A 25275-nucleotide genomic window follows, 5' to 3' on the forward strand; every position below is an offset into this window, starting at 1 on the left:
CTTCGCCTGAGACCCTGGCGAAGCATATTGCGGCGTTTCCGCATGCCAGCAAGGTCAGAGCTCGTAGGTGCACGTTGGGTCAAATTAGCGGTTCCGCGGGCGTAGATTAATGGTAGAACTGCTGTCTTCCGGGTTGACTACGTGGGTTCGCTTGTTGTCTTTGCTGCGCGGGGAAGGGATTGGATGCGGATTAGAGGGCTTGTGCCCTTCTGGCCTGCGGCCGGTTCTGTGATGGAACGCGGAAGTGGACGGGGTTGGCGTTTCGGACGGTTCGGCAGGATGTGCTGGCTCGCTTGGTAAGGGATCTTGCGGATTTAGCTTGGATTCTGATACGTATACATTACTGTTGCTCCATTGGGTTCTCGCGCTGCTCTGGGCGCGGCGGTTCGCACTCGCCTTACGGGGCGTCCGTTGGTATATTCGACGGTGCGCCGTAAAGTGGTTGGACGGGGCCAATGTAGGCTGTTCTGTTGGGGTGTCCAGGAGGGATGCGGCAATGCCGGATGCGGGTTCAAGAGCGTACGCTTTATCGGCTCAGGCGGCCTCGATTTGGGGCAAGTCGGATTATGGCGAGGACAGGTCATGGCTGCCTCTGGTGATGCACATGGCGGATTCGAGGGCGGTCGCCGGCGAACTTTGGAATCAGTGGGTTCCCCAGGGTACTAGGGGCATTATCTCACGTGGCGTCGGTGGCGATGAGGCCCTAGCGAGAAAGTTGTACTGCTTCCTGGCCGGAGTGCACGATATAGGGAAAGCCACACCGAATTTTCAGGCGCAAAACTGGGGTTTCCGCGGTGGCGACGGCAACGGGCTGGCATGGAAGCCGCAGCAGGCTGGCTTGCCGATTGCCGCTAGTTTGAGCGGACGGTCGAAACTCAGCCACCCTATCGCTGGGCAGATTATTCTCAACAAGTACCTGTACGAGCACTACGCCTGGGATAAAACGCTGTCTGATTCATACTCTTGCATCGTGGGCGGGCATCATGGCAAGCCGCCTGTCGCGAGTGATTTAAGGGAGGCTAGGGAGTATCGACTGGTCGAATCCGGCTGGGCTTCGCAATATGAGGGCAAGTGGTGCAGGGTTCAGGACGAGCTCGTTGAGTTCGTGCGGGCTACGAGCCATATGTGCGATGCGGACTTCGCGGCTCTGGCGCGGAGTGAACTCCCGCCCATGGCCGAAACCATCCTCACAGGCTTGGTGATTATGGCCGACTGGATTGCTAGCAACAAAGATTATTTCCCTCTGATAACGCTTCGTCCGCAAGATGAGGATGAACGTTTTTTCGAGTCTGGCACGGTGTCCCTGTCTGCGCTCAAGCGGCGGGCCGAAACGGGTTGGAAGGCGCTGCATCTCACCCCTTGTTGGGAAGCGCCCCGGCAGTCCGGCATTCTGGAAAGCGAGCCAGAGGACTTGTATAACAGGCGTTTCGACCTGCCCCAAGGTGCTTCGCCGCGTCCGATGCAGGCGGCGGCGGTACGCATCGCGCAGAGCGTGCAGGAGCCCGGCCTGATGATTATCGAGGCGCCGATGGGGGAGGGGAAGACCGAAGCGGCGCTCGCTGTCGCGGAAGTACTGGCGGCCAGAACAGGTCGGGGAGGAGTGTGCTTGGCTCTACCGACAATGGCCACGACCGACGCGATGTTCGGCCGGGTTCATGCCTGGCTCACCCACTTGTCCAAGGATTGCCAGCAGGACAGGGAGAGCTTGTATCTGGCGCACGGTAAAGCTCAATTGAACGAAGAGTTTCAGGGGTTGATGGGTCACTCGAGCTCCGGTGGCGTCACTGGCGTTGGAGAGGATTTAACGCAAGAGGGGAACGCTTCACGGATAAGCGGCGCTAGTGAATCAACTGTCGTTGATGAATGGATGAGAGGCCGGAAAAAGGGAGCGCTGGCGAACTTCCTGGTTTGCACTGTCGACCAGGTGCTCATGGGGGCGCTCGACATGAAGCATCTTGCCTTGCGGCAGCTGGCTCTGGCCAACAAAGTGGCCGTCATTGATGAGTGCCATGCCTACGACGTCTATATGCAGCAGTATTTGAAGAGGGTTTTGGAATGGCTAGGCGCTTTCGGCGCCCCAGTCGTCCTCCTTTCGGCCACCCTTCCACAGCGGCTGAGGGGGCAGTTCGCGCAAGCCTATATGGAGGGCAGGGAGTCGGCGCTGAGCACCCCGCGACCGTATGCGCCCGCTGTACTTGGCAGGCGCAGGAGGAAGCGCGGGACTGTCGCTGCGAACGCGCAGATCTCCGGGTCGCAAGCAGGTGGAACGGTTCAGGACGAAGGAGCCTCGCAAGCTTATCCGCTGATTACTTATACGAGTGGACGGGAGGTAAGACATGAGGGCATTGCCGCTTCGGGGCGAAAATCCCAAGTCGAGGCCCGTTTCATGCCCAACGATGACGCTGCTCTGGTGAGTTTGCTCCAGGATGCCTTGTCTGGTGGGGGCTGCGCGGGGGTTGTATGCGACACTGTAGGCCGGGCGCAACATGCGGCTGAGGTTTTAACTGCGGCATTCGGCTTGGGTGTAGTCACTCTGACCCATTCGCGGTTCATTGACGTCGATAGGATGAACAACGAAACGGTGCTGCGCGCGCGGCTCGGGCCCGAAGCCACGCTGGCTAATGGGAAGCGGCCTGTTAAGGCGATCGTCGTGGGCACTCAAGTCCTGGAGCAGTCTTTGGACATTGATTTCGACTTGCTGATAACTGACATTGCGCCTACTGATTTAGTGATGCAGCGTCTGGGGCGCGTCCATAGGCACGCACGTGGGGCGGGGGAGTGCGACCGACCTGAAAAGCTGCGCAAGGTGAGGTGCTATATCCGCGGCATCGAACGTTGGGCGGACACTGGGCCGGTGTTTGCGAAAGGGGTGGAGAGCGTCTATTTCCGGGCCACCCTACTGGAATTTCTGGCGGTTTCCGGTCTCACTGGGCAGGACGATTCGACCCGCTTCTGCCTGCCTGAGGATATTGCCTCCGCCGTCCGCAAGGCGTATTCGCCAGCGATAGCTGGATGCATCCCCGCAGCCTGGGGTGAGGACTATGAGGCAGCTGTCAGTAAGCGAAAACGGGAAGAAGACGGCAAGACCAGCCGAGCGGAATACCATTTGCTCCATTCGGCGCAGGTCATGTGTCGGCAAGGCCAAACGTTGGTCGATTGGTTTGAGCGACCGCTGGAAGTTTCTGGCAGGGACGAAGACAAGGGGCAACGAGCTGTCCGGGATACCCAGGACAGTGTCGAGGTCATCCTCTTGGTCAACGGGGCGGACGGTCAGACCCATCTGCTGCCCTGGGTCGGTTCACCAGAGCATCGGATTGAAGCGGGCGCTGCGGTGAATACCAGCGCGCTGCCAAGTGAAGATTTGGCCAAACTGGTCGCTCAGTGCACAGTCAGGCTCCCCCTTTCTATGGGGCAAGGTGACGCGCTCGATAAACTCATTAATCAGCTAGAGGACTTATGCGGTGCCAGAACCGCTGCTTGGCAGGACTCGCGCTATCTCGCAGGTCAGCTGGTGCTCTTCCTGGACCAATCGACGCGGGATAGGTTCAGCGCCGTAATTAACGGCTATAGAGTTTCATATTCGCGAGAGTCTGGGCTGACCGCTGAGGAAGAAGCTGCCTGATTCGCTGGGGCGTCTGGGGCGAGGACCACGCTTTGCTCATCCCCATGACCATGCTATATTATTTCTACATAATCCAATCAGCTAGATTTCCCTCTGTGCAGAGGGATGATCCTTGATTCGATTAAGGATTGCGGTGTTCCCTGCATGCGCAGGGCGGATGTGGTGCGGTGGGGGCTCTGGACATGCACTTTGGAAGGCAACGAAAAGACTAGGGGGTCTGACATGGAGCAGTCGCGAAGTTGGTTCAACTTAGTGGACGAACCTTGGGTTTCTGTGGTTTACGATGATGGAACAGCGCAGGATGTCTCTATATCTACGCTGTTTACGGACGCCCCCGTCATACGCGAACTTGGTGGCGATATACCCCAACAGAAGTTGCCTTTGCTCAGGCTTGCGCTGGCAATCCTCTATAGGGCCTACTACGGTGGCGTGGAACAGATGACGGACCAAGACTGGCGCGCGGATTGGGCGCAGACATGGGTGGATGGTCATTTTGATATGGACGAGGTTCGTTCCTACCTGCAGCGATTCCATGATAGTTTTACCTTGTTCGACCCGGAGAGGCCCTTCTTCCAGACACCGGGCTTGGAGTATGTGACCGAAAAGGAATACGACCCCGTCAGTGAAATAATCGCTGACGTACCCAAGCCAGACAAATACCTATTCTCTCTAAGGGCTAAAGGCGCTGTCCACGACATTTCTCTCGCGGAGGCGGCCCGCTGGCTGGTTTTCCTGGAATCCTACGACACGGCTGGAATCAAGACCCCGGTCGCAGGGAATACCCATGTTAACAAAGGCAAGGTGTACCCGCCCAAAGGCGCGGTTGGAACTGGCTGGCTTGGAGCTATCGGCGGCGTTTACCTTGAAGGCCAGAACCTTTTCCAGACCTTGATGCTCAATTGGTGCCTGCTCAGCACCGGCGGCAGGGGCGACGGCCTTCCGTTGGCCGGCAGAGAGAATGACAAACCCCTGTGGGAGTGCTCTCCCGCAGGGCCTGACATGCGTATGCTCGATGGGGCCGAGGGGCCAGCATCGCTCTTCACTTGGCAGGATCGCAGGATACGGCTTGTCCCGAACGCGGACCTGAGCCGAGTGCAAGGCATGGTTATCTGCTATGGTGACGGTCTTACGGCAGTCAATAAGCAGGACTTTGAGACCATGACTGCTTGGAGGGAAAATGCTAAACAAGGCAAGAAGCTAGGGCTGTCCCAGGTACCGCTGCTGCCCCAGACGCTTGATTCCAGCAAGGCGCTATGGCGGGGGCTGGAACCGCTGCTGAAGTTTACGACAGAGATGGGCAGGGATTTGCGCCCGGGAGTCGTGGGGTGGGTCGAGTCTGTGCGGGAGCTCATCGCTTCGAGCGCGAACCCCCTAACAACCGTGGCCATTCACGCTCAGGGCTTATCGTACGGGACGCAAAACAGCGTTTTTGACGATGCCATTGATGATCGTGTCGATATTCATGCCTCCCTGCTCCGCCATGACGCCCCTGCCGTGTCCACGGTCCTGGAAGTGGTGCGAGTGACCGATGAAGCTGTGTTTGAGCTGTCAAAATTCGTTCATTCGGTGGAGCAATCGGCGGGAGATAAGAGCAAGGACGCTAGGGCGCGAGCCACTAGCGCGGACGTCAAAGAAGAGGCATACGACGAACTGGACCCGCTCTTCCGCCGACGTATAGCGAATTTTGACCCTAGCCAGGATTATGCGGCCTACGGGCAGGAGTGGAGGGATGAGGTGCACAGAATCCTGCTGGCGATCGGCAGGCAGTATCTCTCCGATTCCGCTGCTAGCCCCTTTGCCTTGCATGATGCCGGAATGGCGAAACGCATCTCAGCGCCGGGCAGTGAAGCCAAGTACGCAAACGCTTTGAACAGGCTGCTGGGGAAGCTGCATAGCGTGCGGTGATGCTGTGGATAAGTCGTTGAAAGATATGGGAATGGAGGGTATTCATGGGTGAAAGCTCAACCGGCGGAAAAGCCTGGCAGGTAGGTTTATACGCCAATACGATCATACAGAAACTGCAGGGGGAACTCACTGGGAAAAATCCTCGTGCTAAGGCCAACGCCAGGGCGTCTCTTGCGCGCTTGCGCAAGCTAGGCACGTCTGCCTACTCGCCGTGGATGGTAATCGGCGATCAGGTACTCAGTGATTGGCCCGAGGATAAGTTGGGCGTTCCCAGTGAAGGTTCATACGCAGTTCGGGCTGTGACGGCGACTTTGCGCTTGTACGCCCTCCACCAGCAGTCGCAGTCCTCTCGAATGGCGGCGCAGATAACCGCCGACGATAATGAAGAGCGGCAGCAGCAGCGCCGCTCCACCGCGTTCGGCGCCGTCTGCCGAAAGATCAACTTGGATTTGGACTCATCCCAGGGGGTGCGGAAACGGCTGGACAATGTGTATGCCGCTAGCGATTTCGATGGAATCGTAAAGAATCTATGCCCGCTGATTGCTCTGATTAGGGCCAGCAAGCAATCGGATAGTGCCAAGCAGATCGATTACTGTCAGCTGGCGCAAGACCTCTACTTGGTGCAATTCGATGATGCCCGGCAGTCGGTCTTCTTCCGCTGGGGGCGGGATTACTTCTGTTTCCCTCCCAGCGACAAGAATTCGTCTCCTCGCTCGTCCAAGAACCAAACTGCGGAATAACTCGAAGTAACTGAAGAAAAATCGTATACAAACACTCTAATGAAAGGTGATTGCCATGTTCGTTGATTTGTACGCCCTCCAAGCTGTCCCGCCGAGCAACATCAACCGTGATGACACGGGTAGCCCCAAAACCGCTTATTACGGCGGAACCCTGCGTTCCCGGGTCTCAAGCCAGGCCTGGAAGAAGGCTATGCGAAAGGAGTTCAGGGATACCCTGCCTGCGGATAAAGTCGGTTACCGGACGAAAATGGCCGTGTCGCTCATTCAGCAAGCGATAAACGGCGCGCGCCCCGACCTCGCCGAGCGATCCGAGGAGCTGGCGACGGCCGTCCTTGAGGTATCAGGCCTCAAAGTCGAGGCTTCCACCCGTGCTGGAGTGCAGAGCGGCGCTCCTGAGACCCAGTACCTGATTTTCGTCGGTGCCAATGAAGTGGACGGTCTTGCGCAGGTGGCTATCAACTGGGCTGACCAGGAGCAGGACTTGAAGAAGCCCTCCGCGGCCATGAAGAAGGAGGTGCTCGCCGTATTCCATGGGGTAAAGGCGCTTGATATCGCCCTCTTTGGCCGCATGCTGGCGGATATCCCCCAGCTCAACGAGGATGCTTCCGCCCAGGTGGCTCACGCCATTTCGGTAGACAAAGTGGCTCAAGAGTATGACTACTTCACGGCAGTCGATGAATGCGCGCCAGATGACAACGCCGGAGCCGCGATGATTGACACGGTCGGTTTCAATTCCTCCACGCTCTACCGCTATGCGACGGTCAACATTGACTCCTTGGTCAAGCAACTGGGCGATCCTGAAGCTGCTGCTCAAGGCGTGGTGGCATTTGCTGAGGCCTTCATCCGCTCAATGCCGACCGGTAAGCAAAACAGCTTTGCGAACAGGACATTGCCCTCGACCGTGGTCATCGCCCTACGCGACCGTCAGCCAATCAACGTGGTGGATGCCTTCCAAGACGCCATCCGTCCCGAGGCAGGGGAGTCTGTGGCCAGGAAGGCAGCCCAAGCCCTTGGAAGCAAGCTGGCGGATGTGGAGCAGGCCTACGATGCTAAGCCGGTCAAGGCTTGGAACATTGTGACCGATAAGCCCGTCGAAGAGCTCGACGCGGTGAGCGAGCATGTTGACCTGGCGCGCGCAACGACTGAGCTGGGCGAAGCCGTTCTCGCTTCTCTAGGAAAGGGGCAGGAGTGAGTGTGCTGCTCCTGCGGCTGGCGGGCCCGATGCAGGCATGGGGGGACTCCTCCAGATTCACCAGGCGTAACACCCGTAAGGAGCCTACGAAAAGCGGTGTCATAGGCTTGCTCGCTGCGGCCCAGGGCCGTTCCCGCGAAGATGATATAGAGGATCTGGTGCGGCTGGAGTACGGCGTGCGGGTAGACCAGCCCGGTCGCATCATCCGCGACTTTCAAACGGAGCGCAGTGAAGACTCGAAAGCCGTAATGCCGTTAAGCAACCGTTACTACCTGTCCGATGCGGTATTTCTCGTGGCTTTGAGCGCCAGTGAGGAAGTGCTGCTGTCCCTGGACGCGGCCCTGCGCTCACCCCGGTGGCCTCTGTACTTGGGTAGGCGAGCCTGTCCCGCCAGTTTGCCTATCACTCTCGGGGTCCGTCAGGAGTACAGCAACGTGCGGCAGGCCCTCTCCGCTGAGCCGTGGCAGGCTGATTCCTGGTACCGTAAGCGCCATAGCCCACTTCGGCTCAGCGTGGCATGCGACGCCCAGGAGGGTGAGAGTTTCGAAAGTCAGTCCGATCTTCCTCTGACTTTCAGCATAGAAAACCGCCGCTACGCCAGCAGGTTGGTCCATCATTTCGAGGTGGATAATCCAAGCTTGCCGTCGGTCCCGGAGCAAGTTACCGGTCCCGGGGCTTTCGGTGAGGTCGACGGTTTCGATCCGATGAGTTTTTAGGAGCAGGCATGTTTATTTCCAGGATTCCCCTGAATACGGCCAGGTATGAGGGCCACCAACTGCTGTCTTCTCCTTATAAGCTCCATTCGGCAGTGGAACACTGCTTTCCCCCGGTGCCGGATGCCGGTAGAAGCGAAGGCAGGATTCTATGGCGGGTGGATGTGTCGCAGGAGCGTAAGGCCGTATGGCTCTACGTCGTCAGTCCCCTGAAGCCTGACTTCACGCACATCATCGAGCAGGCCGGTTGGCCGCTTTACCACGAGTGGGAGTGTAAGGATTACTCGCCATTGCTTAATTCACTGACCCAGGGACAGCACTGGCGTTTCCGCCTGCGGGCCAATCCGGTCCACAAGGTACCGAGTAAGCCCAGGGATGGCGCGAAGGATGCCTTGGCTGGGAGCATTCAAGGTCACGTAACCGTAGCTCAGCAGGAGCAGTGGCTGTTGAACCGTGCGGGAAAGCATGGTTTCCGCATACTAACTGACCACGAAGTCCCGCAGGTGGCGGTCGCGCAACGGCAGAAGCAGCGCTTCCTGCGGCAAGGCAAGACTGTGACGCTCAATACGGCCCAATTTGATGGCGTTCTGGAAGTGATTGATGCAGGGGCTTTCAGAAGTGCATTATGCAATGGGATTGGCAGAGCGAAAGGATTCGGCTGTGGGCTGCTGACCATTAGCCAGGTCCTGCAGCGGGATACGACCACCGCATGAGCACCAATGACGATGCGCTGGGCAGCCGAGCGGCAGCACCGGTATTCGGCGAGGCAGGGCAAGCCTCGCCGAATGGGGTGGCTGAGGGCATGGTTGAGGGCTTAGGTGACATGAACAGCGAGGACAAAGGAAATACCGGGCAGGTTCGGTCGCGGGCGCGTGCCAAATCCTCGGGGACTCCTCCGCCTGAACTCGGTGAGTTGGTTCGAGTCGAGGACAGGCTGTCTTTCCTTTATTTTGAGCATTGCATCGTCAAAAGGGAGGATAACGCCATTACGGTGTCGGATAGTGAGGGGACCATCCACTTGCCGGCGGCGAACCTCAGCGTGCTTATGCTCGGTCCCGGTACTGACGTAACGCACCAGGCGATGACCGTCATCGGGGAGAACGGCGCCACCGTCATCTGGGTAGGGGAGCGCGGTGTGCGCATGTATGCTTTTGGCAAGCCGCTCACCCACTCTTCGATACTGTTGCAGAGGCAGGCCTCCTTGGTTTCCAACGTGCGCTCCCGGTTGGCTGTGGCTCGGCGCATGTATCAGATGCGTTTCCTCAACGAGGATGTCAGTCACTTGACCATGCAGCAGTTGCGTGGGCGGGAAGGCGCTCGTGTTCGTCAGGTGTACAGACGATATTCTCAGGAGACGGGAGTCGAGTGGGATAAACGCACCTATGACCATGAGGATTTCGACCAGGGGAGCGAGATCAATAAGGCTTTATCGGCAGCGCATACTTGCCTGTATGGCATAGCTCATTCGGTCATCGTCGCACTCGGCTGCTCTCCGGGGTTGGGATTCGTGCATGTCGGTCATGAGCGTTCATTCGTGTACGACATCGCGGATTTATACAAGGCCGAATTATCGATACCGGTCGCCTTCGAGACCGCTGCGCAAATGCCGGAGGATATCGGCTCTGCGGTACGTCATAATATGCGGGACGCTGTCTACGACTTGTCGCTTATGTCTCGGATGGCTAAGGACATTAAGGATTTGCTGGGAGAAGAGGCTGAGCTGCCCGATGCTGACGCAGACCATGTGGGACTGTGGGACGATAAGGTCGGGGAAGTTGCAGCTGGGAAGTCTTATGGGAATGAATGAGCGCGTAAGGATTGGGCTCTGATGGTCGTTATCGTTTTGACGGCATGTCCGGTCGGGCTCCGAGGCGATTTGACTCGCTGGCTTTTCGAGATTTCGCCAGGGGTGTTTGTGGGGCATGTTTCCGCCCGTGTGCGAGACCGGTTGTGGGAAAGAGCGCTGGGCCTGGTAAAGAGCGGAAGGGCCATTATGGTCTATTCTGCCCGTAATGAGCAGCATCTTGCTTTCAAAGTTCATCGGGCCGATTGGCTACCGGAGGACCACGATGGGGTCGAGCTGGTCAAGCGCCCATTCGGCAGTGAAAAGGCATCAGTCTCCGGCAGTCAACAGCACGGTTGGAGCAAGGCAAGCAAATACCGGAAAGCGCGCCGCTTCAGCTACCATTGACCGTCATCCTCAGTTTTTCCCCGCCTCACCTCCACTGAACAAGTAAATGTAAAAGCCATCTTCTGCGATAGCTATTGCTGCAATACTAACGATTCTCAAGTGTGTTCCCCGCATGCGCGGGGATGATCCCAGAACATGCGCGTGATGCGCTGGGGCGACAACGTGTTCCCCGCATGCGCGGGGATGATCCCCCGGCGACACGCTCAGCGGAATCGCCGCAAAAGTGTTCCCCGCATGCGCGGGGATGATCCCCGACACACGTAACGCCAATTTGTCAAACACATGTGTTCCCCGCATGCGCGGGGATGATCCCGTGAGATTGCTAGCATCTCGATAAGTCGCTGAGTGTTCCCCGCATGCGCGGGGATGATCCCGGCTCCTTCGCGTACTCAATCTTGACGGCCGGGTGTTCCCCGCATGCGCGGGGATGATCCCGCTTTGGCCGTCCTCTTCAACGAAGAGTACGCGTGTTCCCCGCATGCGCGGGGATGATCCCGCTTTGGCTGTCCTTTTTAATGAAGAATACGCGTGTTCCCCGCATGCGCGGGGATGATCCTTGAGCCACTGGGATTGGGATTGGCGAATGCTGGTGTTCCCCGCATGCGCGGGGATGATCCCTACAAGGACCCCATCACACTTGGCATGATGCAGTGTTCCCCGCATGCGCGGGGATGATCCCGAAGAATATGCAAAGGCTGACCAGCGAATTATGTGTTCCCCGCATGCGCGGGGATGATCCCTGTCTAAGATTGTAGTCAGTCACTTGCTGCTGGTGTTCCCCGCATGCGCGGGGATGATCCCGCCATCCGCAATCAAGCGTCGACTGACTTCCAGTGTTCCCCGCATGCGCGGGGATGATCCCATTACCACCCGCCAGGGCGCCCCCGGCGGAAGGTGTTCCCCGCATGCGCGGGGATGATCCCCCAGACCTTGCGCCACAGTGCGCAACTGCTTAGTGTTCCCCGCATGCGCGGGGATGATCCTCAGTCATTATCATCCTCCTTGCCAGGGTCGGGGTGTTCCCCGCATGCGCGGGGATGATCCCTGATACTTTTGGGCACATCCATACACCCATAAGTGTTCCCCGCATGCGCGGGGATGATCCCGTCACTTTCGACGTGATGGCTGATCCGTATCAGTGTTCCCCGCATGCGCGGGGATGATCCCCCCAATCTTATACGCGTGGGCGAGGTACTCACGTGTTCCCCGCATGCGCGGGGATGATCCCTGATTATGCTGATAATATCCCGCTAGCAAACAGTGTTCCCCGCATGCGCGGGGATGATCCCGAACTCCTTCTTGCACCACAAGGAGGCGATTTGTGTTCCCCGCATGCGCGGGGATGATCCCTACGGCGTCGGCGGTTCCGGGTTCAGCGTGGGGTGTTCCCCGCATGCGCGGGGATGATCCCCAGCCCTTGATGGTGGTGAGGCTGGAACTGAGGTGTTCCCCGCATGCGCGGGGATGATCCCTGACCCGGATGCCGCTGTGGTCCGACCTCAATGGTGTTCCCCGCATGCGCGGGGATGATCCCTTGGCAACATTTGGCAGACATGAACAACATCAGTGTTCCCCGCATGCGCGGGGATGATCCCCTCACGCCGGCCGAAGCGGACCGGATCATTGAGTGTTCCCCGCATGCGCGGGGATGATCCCCAACCCCAGTCCATGTCCGTGCCCTTGGTCGCGTGTTCCCCGCATGCGCGGGGATGATCCCTCCGACGGTGTGCAGGCGGTGGGCGGGTTCGCGTGTTCCCCGCATGCGCGGGGATGATCCCGGCCCCGGCATATACGCGCTCTTCTACCACGGGTGTTCCCCGCATGCGCGGGGATGATCCCAGAAAACATCCCCTTCCCCCTAACAGCTCAATGTGTTCCCCGCATGCGCGGGGATGATCCCCCCTCAAGACCGTCGCCCCTCCTCAGACAGAGGTGTTCCCCGCATGCGCGGGGATGATCCCCAGGGTCGCCATCCACCGTAACTACAGATTCGGTGTTCCCCGCATGCGCGGGGATGATCCTAGACAAAGACCCGCAGACAAAAGAAAACCCCAGTGTTCCCCGCATGCGCGGGGATGATCCCATGATTCGGCAAAGGGGGGAGGGCCTGCCTGTGTGTTCCCCGCATGCGCGGGGATGATCCCAAGCGAATTGGGCACCCATTTAGCTAGTGTCCGTGTTCCCCGCATGCGCGGGGATGATCCCTTGTGTCTCAGATTATGGAGACCCCCCGTACAGTGTTCCCCGCATGCGCGGGGATGATCCCGTTGGTACTTTGCGTAAGTATGGTCTTACGATGTGTTCCCCGCATGCGCGGGGATGATCCCACCAACGACTTAACCGGGTAGGCCAAGGAATCGTGTTCCCCGCATGCGCGGGGATGATCCCCTGACCGCCACATGGTCATACGAAGGAGGCCAGTGTTCCCCGCATGCGCGGGGATGATCCCGCCGGTGGATACGGGTCATCAAACGGGAAGTGGTGTTCCCCGCATGCGCGGGGATGATCCCGTCGACACATACAATAATCTACACAAAGATTAGTGTTCCCCGCATGCGCGGGGATGATCCCACCGGCATAGGTGATGGTACCATACAGCAGAGGTGTTCCCCGCATGCGCGGGGATGATCCCGGTAAGATTAATAATTATCTTAATCCAACAAAGTGTTCCCCGCATGCGCGGGGATGATCCCCTTAAAAAATTATCCCCTGAACTGAACGACAGGTGTTCCCCGCATGCGCGGGGATGATCCCCGTCAAGCTGACGGGTGGGCACTCCACGACAGGTGTTCCCCGCATGCGCGGGGATGATCCCTAGCGCCGGAGGCTTTGGCTGTCTGAGCATCGGTGTTCCCCGCATGCGCGGGGATGATCCCCCTGACCCGTCGGTCTGCGAGTCGTCAAGGCCGTGTTCCCCGCATGCGCGGGGATGATCCCCGGCGAGGTGGATAGTTTCGACGCCAAGCGATGTGTTCCCCGCATGCGCGGGGATGATCCCTTCAGCGAATCGCGCAATTCGACTAGCTTATTGTGTTCCCCGCATGCGCGGGGATGATCCACGCCGTGTTCCCATTCCTCAAACTGGAGGCATTGTGTTCCCCGCATGCGCGGGGATGATCCCTTACGTTCACTGTCCCGGACCCGCTTGAGCCAGTGTTCCCCGCATGCGCGGGGATGATCCCGAGTTGCGACTCAACGAGGGGTTTGAACAGACGTGTTCCCCGCATGCGCGGGGATGATCCCATCACTTTCACATTGAAGGAAATGATTGACTCGTGTTCCCCGCATGCGCGGGGATGATCCCGTGAACCTGACCGTGACCAGCCGGTCCGTGGCGTGTTCCCCGCATGCGCGGGGATGATCCCCGAAAAGCCCCTTTTGAAGCTCCGCTTGTTTGGTGTTCCCCGCATGCGTGGGGATGATCCCGGCGTGACATCGGGCATGGTGTCGGGCATGATGTGTTCCCCGCATGCGCGGGGATGATCCCGCAATCAAGGATTCGGCTGGCCCGGTGCTGGAGTGTTCCCCGCATGCGCGGGGATGATCCCGCAGACAGCCAGTCACCGGCCTGTTTGACAACGTGTTCCCCGCATGCGCGGGGATGATCCCCCCGGTAGCGTGGCGTGGCCATGACGGTCACCGTGTTCCCCGCATGCGCGGGGATGATCCCGCCGACCAGGCATGGCATGCAGGCACCATGACGTATTCCCCGCATGCGCGGGGATGATCCCCCGAAAGTCATCCTGCAACCGTCCATTAACGAGTGTTCCCCGCATGCGCGGGGATGATCCCTTCTCAAGATGGATGCTGGGCGTCATGTCCGGGTGCTCCCCGCATGCGCGGGGATGATCCCAACGTGAAGGGCATTTCCGACGCGGCCAAACAGTGTTCCCCGCATGCGCGGGGATGATCCCCGCCACCAGCGCACAACGCCACGACGGCAATAGTGTTCCCCGCATGCGCGGGGATGATCCCTGTTCGGCCAGCTCACCTCGCTGCGCCCCTTCGTGTTCCCCGCATGCGCGGGGATGATCCCTATATATAGAAGCTACATCTAGTGGCGCTCAAGTGTTCCCCGCATGCGCGGGGATGATCCCTGCGCCGTGAACCGGTCGCCGGCGGGACCACCGTGTTCCCCGCATGCGCGGGGATGATCCCAGGTCGTTATCGCCCAGAAGGTCAGGATTCTTGTGTTCCCCGCATGCGCGGGGATGATCCCCCGTTAGAACTCATGGTATTGCTCCTCGTATCGTGTTCCCCGCATGCGCGGGGATGATCCCCAAGCTGGACGCCGCAAAAAAGGTAAGGAAAAGTGTTCCCCGCATGCGCGGGGATGATCCCCGACGGCAAAGGGTCGGGCAGGTCTCCGTTCGGTGTTCCCCGCATGCGCGGGGATGATCCCCAGCCACAATCCGGCCGTGATGCGTGCGCCGTGTGTTCCCCGCATGCGCGGGGATGATCCCCCGTCCCGAACTATCTGCTGGACCGGGATTACGTGTTCCCCGCATGCGCGGGGATGATCCCGCCCGCGCACGCGAAGTCGGGGCCCTCCTAAAGTGTTCCCCGCATGCGCGGGGATGATCCCTGCTGCGCGTCATCCAGGTTAGCCATGTTAGGGTGTTCCCCCCATGCGCGGGGATGATCCCGCCTGGTTGGTGTCCAACCGGTCCCGGTCCTGGTGTTCCCCCCATGCGCGGGGATGATCCCCAGTGAGCCCGTCGGGCGTCACGAACCGGCCGGTGTTCCCCGCATGCGCGGGGATGATCCCGCCGCATAGGTCGCGTAGGCCGAACCGTAGACGTGTTCCCCGCATGCGCGGGGACGATCCCTACCCCCTACCCCTCAGAATCGTTGGAATTCCGTGTTCCCCGCATGCGTGGGGATGATCCCAAATTGGAGGAACAAATGGCTGATGTGACCAAGTGTTCCCCGCATGCGCGGGGATGATCCGACTTTCCGCCTCCTCGTGCACCTCGTCCCAGCGTGTTCCCCGCATGCGCGGGGATGACTCATTCCTGGATGACTCAAAGCGAATATGTAGGGTCTACCGGAGGAGTTGCTCCGCGTACGGCTGGATGACCTCATATTCCGGGTCCTTCGCCAGATTCTCGACCCCCTGCGGGAACCTGGCGTACAGCTCGGGATGATCGACGGCGATATCAAGGGCGTCGGCGATGGCCAGGTCGGGCTCGCCGGCGAAAATGGCTTCTCTTGCAAGTTCCTCGCAATCTTCGTCTAACCCGGCTACCACCTTGAGGGACTGCTCAGCCAGATCCGTGAGCTGGTCAAACGTATAGTTCACTTCCCGCCTCCCTGTCTCCGAAGCTCGTCACGGTTGACTCCCGTGGGGGATTCTACCGTTTTTCGCGTTTCTGATTACGCCTGTGCCTTCGGGCGGGTATGTTCGGTCAATGTAGTATTCCCGCCTGCATGGGGATGATTCTTTGATTCGACAGTTGCGGTACACAGACGTTTCGTGCCCTCCCCCTCCCTGTGCGTTCGGGGATGATCCCAGCGGCTTGGGCAGGGACGGCGTGCTGTCAGGGTGCTCTCCTGCGTGTGCGGGATGATCGCCCTTTTGGAAACCCGGTCACCCGCCTTATCTGCGTTTCCGACGATGAGGGGGGTGATCTCAGCCACCTTGTAAGATTATGAAGCGCTCGGCAGTGTTCCCCATCCGCATGGGGGTGACCCCAGCTTTAGTGTTATTGTCGAGTTTGAAGACCAGTGTTCCCCGCTTATGCGGGGATATCGCCAACCTGACGCTCAAAGATGAACGATAGTTAAGTGTTCGAAGTCCATGCAGGCATGGCTCCTATCGCTCATGAAAATCGCGTGCGATATCATCATTTTCCTTGCGCGCGCGGGATGATTCTGTACCGATGCCATGTCCCCCGCAAGGCACGTATTCGTGTCTCCTGTACGGAAGAGAAAATCAATGCGCCATTAAAGGAACCAGCCGCCGACCGTGACCTGTGCAAGGAGGAAGGGGCCAGTTGACGTGAAACACATATAAGATTGTTGACAACGAATTCATCGGGGTACGGCAACGGGAACGTCGCAACTTGCACCGCCGCTACGCCATTGATGCCTTACATCCATTGCAGGGGAACAGGGGGGCATGGCAACGGACGCGCAAGCCGAAACGGCATACCGGAAGCTAGGACCATACCTTGCGTCAGTCCTAGGCGCCGATATTCTCTCCAGCCTGGACGCTGGCATAGCCGACGGGGAACCCTACGAAGCCCTCGGATGGCTGCTCTCCTCAATCAATCGGCCAGGCGTCTCCGTAACCAAGGACCTGTTTCTGCAAGCTCGCGATTGTCTGAGCGATGAGGACAAAGAAGAATACGGGCACCTGCTGCGCTCGCAGCATGTAGTCGCCTGAAAGCGCACCATTTGCCAAAGACGTTGGACGCCCAGGAGCTTTTGCGCATCCCAATGGCTCATGGTTTTCGCTGATTCTTCGCGTCGCTGTGTTCCCTGCACGTGCAGGGAAGATTCCTGATACGCGCTGATGAAACGCATGGCACCCGGAAGAGAACCGGGATGATTGCCGTCTTGCCTCAGTTCCCTGTGTTCGCACCAATCGATACGGTCTTCTTGGTCGCGCTGTTCTTCGTTAATCAAAGGATGAACAGGGATAAAGATATCGAAGGGGCGTGTTGACGCGGACCTTGGTGAGGTGGGCCACCAGCCTGCAATGCGTGGCCCACCTCACCAAGGATTTTCGGCGGAGCCCCTGGCCACCGGTTGAGCTATCACGACAGTCCCGGTGACGTTTGACGCCATGTTCACATCGCAAACGTGTATCAGTCGTGATGGTCTTGCGTGTTCAGATGCGGCGGTGGGCGAGTGGCCGTAGAGTCAGTGGGGTTTGCCAACAACCGTTGGATAGCTCATCAAGGAGGGCCACCATCTCCGCTTCATCGACTCAGCAATCCCCTCGCCCCGCAGGTTCCGCGCTGCGCCCCTGGCTCATCTTCCTGGGTTGTTGCTTGCTTTCGTTCGTGGGATACGGTCTGATAGTTAACACTCCCGGACTCTATTACAAGGCGCTGTCCTCGGACCTGGGAGTTTCACGCACACAAATCGCGCTCACTTCCACCATCATGAACCTGACCGGCGCGGCGACGATGTTGTTCTCCGGCAAGCTTATGAAGCGCGTGGATTCGCGCTTGCTGCTCAGCGTGTGCATCGGGGTGTGCGCCATCATCTTCTTCTGCCAGTCCTTCTTCACCAGTCTCTGGCAGTTCTACGTTTCCTTCGCGCTCATCGGCGTCGCGTATGTCATCCCTATCACCTTGGCGCCTTCGGTCCTGCTTTCCAACTGGTTCGAGCAGCAGCTGGGCCTGGTGATGGGCGTTGCCTTGGGGCTTTCCGGTTTGGGCGGCATGGTCTTCAATCCTGTGGTCTCCTCCTGGATCGCCAATCTGGGTTGGCGTCCGGCTTACCGGATGACCGCTTTGCTGCTGGCCGTATGCATCCTCCCCTTCTCTATCTTTGTGCTGCGTTTCATGCCCAACCCCGCTAAAGGCGAGACCATGTACGAAGCCAGCCCGGCGTCCGCTGAGGCCGACGCCGGCTCCAACGCCCCGAAAGGTGAGCTTCAGGATCCATCTTCCATCCCCGGGATCGAGGCCAAGAAGGCATACCGCACGCCGACCTTCATGCTTCTGATTGCTTGCTATGTCCTCCTTCAATGGGCCACGGGGATGGTCCAGCATGTCTCTGGCTACGAGCAATCCCGAGGCCTGACCCTGCAGGAGGGGGCCTTCGCGGTCTCCGGCATCATGCTGGGCGCCGCAATTGGCAAGGCCACGATCGGCATTCTTCTGGACAGGCTGAAGACCGAGCTGGTCCTGGCCTTGTACTCGGTGGTTGGGCTGGCAGGTTGGGCCCTGATGATGTTCCTGGTCACACCCACCCCGGCGGCGATCTCCGGCTTCCTGGCTGGCTTGGGCCAGGGCGTCCTGCTCGTGGCCCTGCCTTGGCTTGCCCGCCAGTCCTTCGGCCAGCGGGACTACGCCGAGATTTTGAGCATCCTGACCATGTCCGGTGTGCTTTCGGTCGCTTTGGCGAACACGATCAATGGCACGATCTTCGACCTTGCCGGCTCCTACATCCCGGCCCTGGCGATCAACGTGATTTGCTATGTCCTCGCGCTCGCCGCCGCCATCGCCGCCTACCGCCTGCGCCCCTTGCGCGAATAAGCAAGCGCGTCGCTGCCAGGCCGGGCCATGTTCCGAGCGGTGATTCGGCGACGCTCCCGTACGATGCCTGGCTACTGGTGTATACTGGATGTTTGGCGTGATTCGCCCGCGGATTGAGAGCGCTTCAGCATAGGGCTGGTGCACCGCGCAACGGATGCAAGGAGAGACCGTGGCACTGACGGCGGAAGACAAGAACAAGATCATCGCTGAGTACGCGACCCACGAAGGCGACACGGGTTCCCCGGAGGTCCAGGTCGCCCTGCTGAGCAAGCGCATCTCCGACCTGACCGAGCACCTGAAGACCCACCAGCACGACCACCACTCCCGTCGCGGCCTGCTGCTGATGGTCGGTCACCGTCGCCGCCTGCTCGACTACCTGAAGAAGGTTGACATTGAGCGGTACCGCTCTCTGATCGAGCGCCTTGGACTGCGCCATTAAGTGAACTTCCGCCCGGGCCTTGCGCTCGGGCGCTTTTGCATGCCGATAGTTGAACAGCGAAACAGCGAAACAGCGAAACAGCGGTGAGCGCTGAGGACTGATGCCGGGGAAGGGCGTGGAAGCGCCGGGCCCGGGTCCCAAGCGCGGATGCGACGCCGCAGGTATGAAGAACCGGGAAAGATGCGCGATCAGGTATATCGCGTCCGGCATGCACGAGGATGAATGAAGTAGGACAGATAAACAGTAGTAACAAAAGGAGGAACCCCTATGGAGGGTCCCGAAATCCAGGCTGCAGAAGCCACGATTGACAATGGAACATTCGGCAAGCGCACGGTGCGCTTCGAGACGGGTCGTCTCGCCCAGCAGGCGGATGGGGCAGTAGCCGCTTACCTTGATGATGACACGATGGTCCTGTCGACCACCACCGCAGGGTCCAGCCCCAAGGAGAATTACGACTTCTTCCCGATGACCGTCGATGTGGAGGAGAAGATGTACGCTGCGGGTAAGATTCCCGGCTCCTTCTTCCGCCGCGAAGGCCGGCCCTCGACCGAGGCCATCCTGGCCTGCCGGTTGATCGACCGCCCCCTGCGCCCCCTCTTCCCTCACACCTTCCGCAACGAGGTGCAGGTGGTCGAGACCGTCCTGGCCGTTGACCCGGATGACGCTTACGATGTGCTGGCCTTGAACGCGGCCTCCGCCTCCACCTTGATCTCCGGCCTGCCCTTCGAGGGCCCGGTCTCCGGCCTGCGCCTGGCGTTGGTCGACGGTCAGTGGGTGGCTTTCCCCCGCTGGTCCGAGCGTGAGCGCGCCGTCTTCGAGTTGGTCGTAGCGGGCCGCGTGGTCGAAGGCGGCGATGTCGCCATCGCCATGATCGAGGCGGGCGCCGGGAAGAACGCCTGGGAGCTGATTTACGACGAGGGGCAGATCAAGCCTGATGAGGCCGTTGTGGCCGAAGGCCTTGAGGCAGCCAAGCCCTTCATCAAGGTCCTCTGCCAGGCCCAGAACGAACTGAAGGCCCAGGCCGCCAAGCCCACCAAGGAGTTCCAGCTCTTCCCCGAGTACACGGACGAGCTGTACGCGCGCATCGACCAGATCGCGCACTCCGACCTGGATGAGGCCCTCTCCATCGCGGAGAAGCTCCCTCGGCAGGAGCGCATCCACGAGATCAAAGAGCGGGTGCGTGAGCAGCTGGCTGATGAGTTCTCCGACATGGAGGAGAACGAAAAGGAGAAGGAGCTGGGCAACGCCTTCAAGGAGCTCCAACGCCAGATCGTCCGCCGCCGCATCCTGACCCAGGACTACCGCATCGACGGCCGTGGCCTGCGCGACATCCGCACCCTGTCCGCTGAGGTGGACGTGGTGCCCCGCGTACACGGCTCCGCCCTCTTCCAGCGCGGCGAGACCCAGATCCTGGGTGTCACCACCCTGAACATGCTCAAGATGGAGCAGACGGTCGACGCCCTCTCCGGCCCGACCACCCGCCGCTACATGCACAACTACGAGATGCCGCCCTTCTCCACAGGTGAGACGGGCCGCATAGGTTCCCCCAAGCGCCGTGAGGTCGGCCACGGGAACCTGGCTGAGCGTGCGCTGATTCCAGTCCTGCCCTCCCGCGAGGAATTCCCCTACGCCATCCGTCAGGTCTCTGAGGCCCTGGGGTCCAACGGCTCCACTTCGATGGGCTCGGTCTGCGCTTCGACGCTCTCCTTGCTGGCTGCCGGCGTGCCGATCAAGGCCCCGGTCGCAGGCATCGCCATGGGCCTGGTCACCGGCGAGGTCGATGGTCGCCCCACTTACAAGACCCTGACCGATATCCTGGGCGCCGAGGATGCCTTCGGCGACATGGACTTCAAGGTGGCAGGCACCTCTGAGTTCATCACCTCCCTACAGCTGGACACCAAGCTGGACGGCATCCCCGCGGACATCCTTGCGGGCGCCCTTCAGCAGGCCAAGGAGGCCCGCACCACCATCCTCGACGTGATCAACGAGTGCATCGACGGCCCCGCCGAGATGAGCCCGTTCGCGCCGCGGATCATCACCACCAAGGTGCCCGTCGACAAGATCGGCGCGGTCATCGGCCCCAAGGGCAAGATGATCAACCAGATTCAGGAGGACACCGGCGCCGAGGTCTCGATTGAGGATGACGGCACTGTGTACATCGCCTCCGAGGGCGGCGAGGCTGCACGGAAGGCCAAGGAGACGATTGAGCAAATCGTCAACCCCCACCTGCCCGAAGCTGGCGAGACTTACAACGGCAAGGTCGTCAAGACCACAAGCTTCGGCGCTTTCGTCAATCTGACCCCCGGCACCGACGGTCTGCTGCACATCTCGCAGATTCGCAACCTGGCCAACGGTGAGCGTATTGACGCGGTGGAAGACGTGCTCCAGGAGGGTGACGAGGTTCAGGTCATCGTTCAAGGCGTGGACGACCGGGGCAAGATCTCCCTGGCCATCCCCGGCTTCGAGGACGGGGAATCCGGTTCTCGCGGGCGCGAGCGGGGCGAGCGTGACGAGCGTTCCGACCGGCGAGACCGCGACCGTGGCGGCCGCTATGACCGGCGCGACCATGACCGCGACCGCGATCGTGAGCGCAGTCATTCACGCCGGGCCGAGCGTCCCATCTTCGAGGATGACGCTCCCGTTGATTCGGAGTACGACTTCGAGGAGACGGAGAAGGTCTCTCGTCCACGCCACCGTCGCGAGGACCACGATTACGACCGCGGCGAGCGTGGCGGCCATGAGCGCTCTGAGCGTTCGGGTCGGCGTGACCGCGACCGTGGCGGCCGTTCGGACCGTCGTGACCGCAGTGAGCGCTCTGAGCGGGGCGAGCGTTCCGATCGCGGCGAGCGTTCCGAGCGTCGCCACGAGCGTTCCGGTGGTCGCGGAGGCTACCGTGGGCGTCGTGAGAACCCGCGTTACGCGGCCGATGAGCATTACGACGAGTACGAGGCTGGTCGCGAGGAGCGGACCGAGCGTCCCCGTCGGCGTGTGCGCAGGGATTTCGACCCCTTTGATGATGAGGGCTGATCGTCGGTTGACGCTGGCGTGACCTTCTAGCGTAAGCGGCCCTGGCCTTCTGGCCAGGGCCGCTTTTCGCGTCTTTGGGGCTAGCGGACTGATATGGAATAATAAAGCTATGTCTACTCTTACAATAATTCTGATCGTGCTTCTGGTGCTGATCGTCCTCGTGGTCCTGTGGGCCATCAGCGCTTACAACTCCCTCGTGGGCTTACGCAACCGGGTCAAGAACGGTTGGTCGCAGATCGACGTGGTGCTCAAACAGCGTTCGGATCTGGTGCCTAACCTGGTCGAGACCGTCAAGGGGTACGCCGGCCATGAGTCAGGCACTTTAACCGCCGTCACCCAAGCCCGGGCCGGAACGGTTCAGGCGGCGGCCTCCGCCCAGGACGATTCGCGTTCCGTGGCCACGCGCGCCCAGGCCGAGAGCAGGCTCTCCAGCGCCCTGTTCAACCTGATGGCCACCGCTGAGGCCTACCCGGATCTCAAGGCCAACCAGAACTTCCTGGACTTGCAAAGCCAGCTGTCCGCCCTGGAGCAGAAGATCGCTTACGCCCGTCAGTTCTACAATGACGTGACCCAAAAGTACGACACACGCATCCAACAGGTGCCCAGCAATATCATCGCTTCCCTCTTCCACTTCCAGGAGGCCCAGTACTTCGAGGCCGAGCCCGAAGCCAGACAGGTTCCGAAGGTGGACTTCAGCAAGTGATTCAGTCGGGTTCGGCCGCTTCGGCCGAAGTGGGGTGGCGCCTAATCGCGCCGGATGGAGGCGACAGTGGGCCAAGCGGAACAGGATCAGACCCCTTTGGACGATGCGTTCAACGTGCCTGGTGAGCCTAGCGCGCTCACCGAACCTAGCGATGGCAAGGCTTCGGCCCCTGACATTAATTATGGCGCTGATTCAGCGCAGGATACCGGCGCTGCAGGCCCTACGGGGGACGCTGGACCGGCTCCGGAAGGCAAAAGGGGCTCGCGCGCCCTGTCTTGGGATGTCAAGCGTTTCATCCGCTCCCTGCTGATCGCGCTTGCGACGGTCTTGATCCTTGCCGGCCTGTTCTCCGCTTTCTCCACTCACCTGCCCGACCTGTCCTACAACGCCGTTGATTACGATGTGACGGTCCTGCCCAATGGCGATTTGAAAATCAAGGAACGCATCGACATGAAGATGCTGAGCAGGGAGGGTAATACGCCTTGGCGCCAGCTCTACCAACGCTACAACATCAACCCCGGCAATTTGACTGGCATATCCGACATTTCCCTGTATGACGTGGACCAGGACCTGAACTACCGGCAGACGGAGCCAATCGACCCGGACCAAGTGCAGAAGAAGAGCGCGAGGAGTTGGGACCTGGAGGAAGCGAACAGATGGTACATAGGCCAGGTGGACGGGGAAAGCATCAAGGACTACCAGTACCGGCAGCCCCTCAACGGGGTCGACCCTACGGGCGACTCCTGCCAGACCGGCGGCAGCTCCTGCCAGGTCGAGATAGGCTGGAACATCTTCGATCTCACCGATGCTGATAGCAAGGTCTTCGAGTTGACGATGACCATGCACGGTGTGTCCACGGCCTACGACGACGTGACCGCCTTCCAGTGGGAGCCGATCGGGCAGATTAACGAGATTCCGGTAGGCAAGGTCACCGGTGTCGTTCATCTGCCCAAGGGCGCCAGCGGATCCAACTCCAAGGCGTGGCTCCACTACACGGGCCCCTCGCGAAACTGGCGGGGCGCGGACGGCAGTGTGCACTTCGAGGCTTCGCAGGTTTCGCCCGGGCAGTACTTGGATTTGAGGGTCACGATGGACCGGTCCCTGACCGGGGATGTGCCTCGGACCGGCCAGGGCCGGGCCGGCCAGCGCATCGCTGACGAGGAGGACAACCAGGAGCGGCAGTGGCATCAGAGGCAAGTCCTTAAGGCCCGCCTGATCCTGGCGGCCTGGGCCTTGGCCGCGATCCTAGTCCTGGGTCTGTGCGTCCTGGCCATCCGTGCGGCCTTCTCCAGCTTCCGGCGCACCCGCTACAGCGGACCCATCCTCTACTGGCGCCAGGCCCCGGACATGTCGCCTGCCGCGGCGGCCGCCCTGGACTGCACCATCAACGGGGATAAGAAGAAGGCCCTGCGCTCGCGGCAAATGGCTTCGACGGTGCTCTCCTTGGCCGCTAAGGAGGTGATCTCAATCTACCCTGGACCGGTCAAAACCTATGCGGGCATGGACATGCTCCAGGCGAGCGAGCGTGACCTGGCTCAGGCCGCGAGCTCCAGCGTGAGCCATCTGCACCGCTCAGAGCGCACTTCCACGATCGTGATCAGGCCGGTGGCCTATGGCGATACAAACGTCCTGGGCTTGTCCGCCTCCCAGCAAGCCGCCTTGGCCATGCTCAAGCATGCAGGCGAGAGTCTGAACTCCCGCGTTTTCGACCTTAAGCAGATGGGGGAGTCTTACAAAGAGGACGACGATGGGGGCAAACTCCTGGAGGCTTTCGACGATGCGGCGGCCGCCGAGTTCGGTTCCCTGGCCGCCACGACTGAGAACGGAATTAATGGGATCTTGGAAGTGCTTGGCATGGTCGCGGGCATCGGCCTATGGGCCTTGGCCAAGATGAGCGGGCAGATCCTCCTAGGGGGGGTCTGCGGAGCCGTGCTCATCACGGTTTGCGCTTTCGCGCGCTCCTACGGCGCGTCCACGGTGCTCAGTGACGAAGGCCAGTCCTGGGCTGGTCGGATTTGCGGCCTGCGCAACTACCTGTTGGACTACTCCTCCTTCTCGGACCGCGGCGTCGAATACCTGCCGTTGTGGGAGGACTACCTGGTTTATGCGACGGCCTTGGGCATTAGCAAGGAAGCCATGCGGCAGTTGGCCTTGGCGGTTCCTCAGGTAACTGACGCCAGCTGGCTGGACAACTATGCGAGTGGTCTGGTCTACTGGTCCTACCGACCTTACGAGTTCGGTGGCTCCTGGTTCGGCGAGGGGGGCGTTGCCGCTGTCTCAGGCCTCCCCGGCTTCTCTGATTTCTCCGATTTGGGCAATCAGCTGACTGGTGGGTTCTCGCAGATCCAGTCGACGATCTCCGCTGCCTCCGGTTCATCCGGGTCGGGCGGTTTCGGTGGTTTTTCGGGCGGTTCCGGCGGTGGCTCCTTCGGTGGCCGCTAGCGCTTCGCCCGCAGGTCCCGTAGGCTTAAAGGGGCGGGGCGCGGCAGGGCCCGCCCAGCGGTCTGTCACGACGCTTGTGCGGGCTGCT

15 protein-coding genes and 1 CRISPR repeat array are annotated in these 25275 nt (G+C 60.3%); of the genes, 14 read left to right on the top strand and 1 reads right to left on the bottom strand.

Annotated features, from left to right (window positions below; all coding sequences use genetic code 11):
- The first annotated feature begins 496 nt into the window (after positions 1-496).
- From AB656_RS06660 to cas2e, 8 genes are all read left to right on the top strand, one after another.
- A complete protein-coding gene (locus AB656_RS06660) occupies positions 497-3622 on the top strand; it encodes a CRISPR-associated helicase/endonuclease Cas3 (RefSeq protein ID WP_033504277.1) in 3126 nt (1041 codons plus the stop codon).
- A gap of 222 nt (positions 3623-3844) precedes the next feature.
- A complete protein-coding gene (casA, locus tag AB656_RS06665; protein WP_033504371.1) occupies positions 3845-5527 on the top strand; it encodes a type I-E CRISPR-associated protein Cse1/CasA in 1683 nt (560 codons plus the stop codon).
- Positions 5528-5571: 44 nt separating this feature from the next.
- Complete coding sequence (gene casB, locus AB656_RS06670) at positions 5572-6267, top strand: type I-E CRISPR-associated protein Cse2/CasB (RefSeq protein ID WP_051905477.1); 696 nt, start codon at positions 5572-5574, stop codon at positions 6265-6267.
- A gap of 55 nt (positions 6268-6322) precedes the next feature.
- Positions 6323-7459 (top strand): type I-E CRISPR-associated protein Cas7/Cse4/CasC, encoded by a 1137-nt coding sequence (gene cas7e, locus AB656_RS06675; protein WP_033504278.1) that lies wholly within the window; start codon positions 6323-6325, stop codon positions 7457-7459.
- Positions 7456-8175 carry a type I-E CRISPR-associated protein Cas5/CasD gene (cas5e, locus tag AB656_RS06680; RefSeq protein ID WP_051905478.1) on the top strand — a complete coding sequence of 240 codons (720 nt, stop codon included), beginning with the start codon at positions 7456-7458 and terminating at the stop codon, positions 8173-8175. Before cas7e ends, cas5e begins: the two co-directional genes overlap by 4 nt.
- A gap of 8 nt (positions 8176-8183) precedes the next feature.
- Complete coding sequence (gene cas6e, locus AB656_RS06685) at positions 8184-8885, top strand: type I-E CRISPR-associated protein Cas6/Cse3/CasE (protein ID WP_033504279.1); 702 nt, start codon at positions 8184-8186, stop codon at positions 8883-8885.
- Positions 8886-8995: 110 nt separating this feature from the next.
- Positions 8996-9979: a type I-E CRISPR-associated endonuclease Cas1e gene (cas1e, locus tag AB656_RS06690; protein WP_033504376.1), complete on the top strand. Its 984-nt coding sequence runs from the start codon at positions 8996-8998 to the stop codon at positions 9977-9979.
- Positions 9980-10000: 21 nt separating this feature from the next.
- On the top strand, positions 10001-10363 hold the full coding sequence (gene cas2e, locus AB656_RS06695) for a type I-E CRISPR-associated endoribonuclease Cas2e (protein WP_033504280.1): 363 nt from the start codon (positions 10001-10003) through the stop codon (positions 10361-10363).
- Between the two features lie 101 nt (positions 10364-10464).
- Positions 10465-15375: a CRISPR direct-repeat array (repeat unit 29 nt; unit sequence GTGTTCCCCGCATGCGCGGGGATGATCCC).
- A gap of 32 nt (positions 15376-15407) precedes the next feature.
- On the opposite strand, the gene AB656_RS06700 is transcribed toward cas2e, so the two are convergent.
- Positions 15408-15665, bottom strand: a complete 258-nt coding sequence (locus tag AB656_RS06700) for a hypothetical protein (RefSeq protein WP_033504281.1) — start codon at positions 15663-15665, stop codon at positions 15408-15410.
- An 819-nt stretch (positions 15666-16484) separates the two neighbouring features.
- Here AB656_RS06700 and AB656_RS06705 point away from each other — a divergent pair.
- The 6 genes from AB656_RS06705 (at position 16485) to AB656_RS06730 (ending at position 25187) form a co-directional block, all read left to right on the top strand.
- Positions 16485-16751, top strand: a complete 267-nt coding sequence (locus AB656_RS06705) for a hypothetical protein (protein WP_033504283.1) — start codon at positions 16485-16487, stop codon at positions 16749-16751.
- Positions 16752-17361: 610 nt separating this feature from the next.
- On the top strand, positions 17362-18576 hold the full coding sequence (locus tag AB656_RS06710; RefSeq protein ID WP_236681872.1) for an MFS transporter: 1215 nt from the start codon (positions 17362-17364) through the stop codon (positions 18574-18576).
- Positions 18577-18745: 169 nt separating this feature from the next.
- Positions 18746-19015 (top strand): 30S ribosomal protein S15, encoded by a 270-nt coding sequence (gene rpsO / locus AB656_RS06715; protein ID WP_033504284.1) that lies wholly within the window; start codon positions 18746-18748, stop codon positions 19013-19015.
- A gap of 267 nt (positions 19016-19282) precedes the next feature.
- A complete protein-coding gene (locus AB656_RS06720) occupies positions 19283-22042 on the top strand; it encodes a polyribonucleotide nucleotidyltransferase (RefSeq protein WP_033504285.1) in 2760 nt (919 codons plus the stop codon).
- Between the two features lie 109 nt (positions 22043-22151).
- A complete protein-coding gene (locus AB656_RS06725) occupies positions 22152-22745 on the top strand; it encodes a LemA family protein (protein WP_033504286.1) in 594 nt (197 codons plus the stop codon).
- A gap of 66 nt (positions 22746-22811) precedes the next feature.
- Positions 22812-25187 (top strand): DUF2207 domain-containing protein, encoded by a 2376-nt coding sequence (locus AB656_RS06730; RefSeq protein WP_051905479.1) that lies wholly within the window; start codon positions 22812-22814, stop codon positions 25185-25187.
- Positions 25188-25275: the final 88 nt, after the last annotated feature.

Source organism: Bifidobacterium actinocoloniiforme DSM 22766 (genome assembly GCF_001263395.1).
In the GTDB taxonomy this organism is placed as follows: Bacteria; Actinomycetota; Actinomycetes; order Actinomycetales; family Bifidobacteriaceae; genus Bombiscardovia; species Bombiscardovia actinocoloniiformis.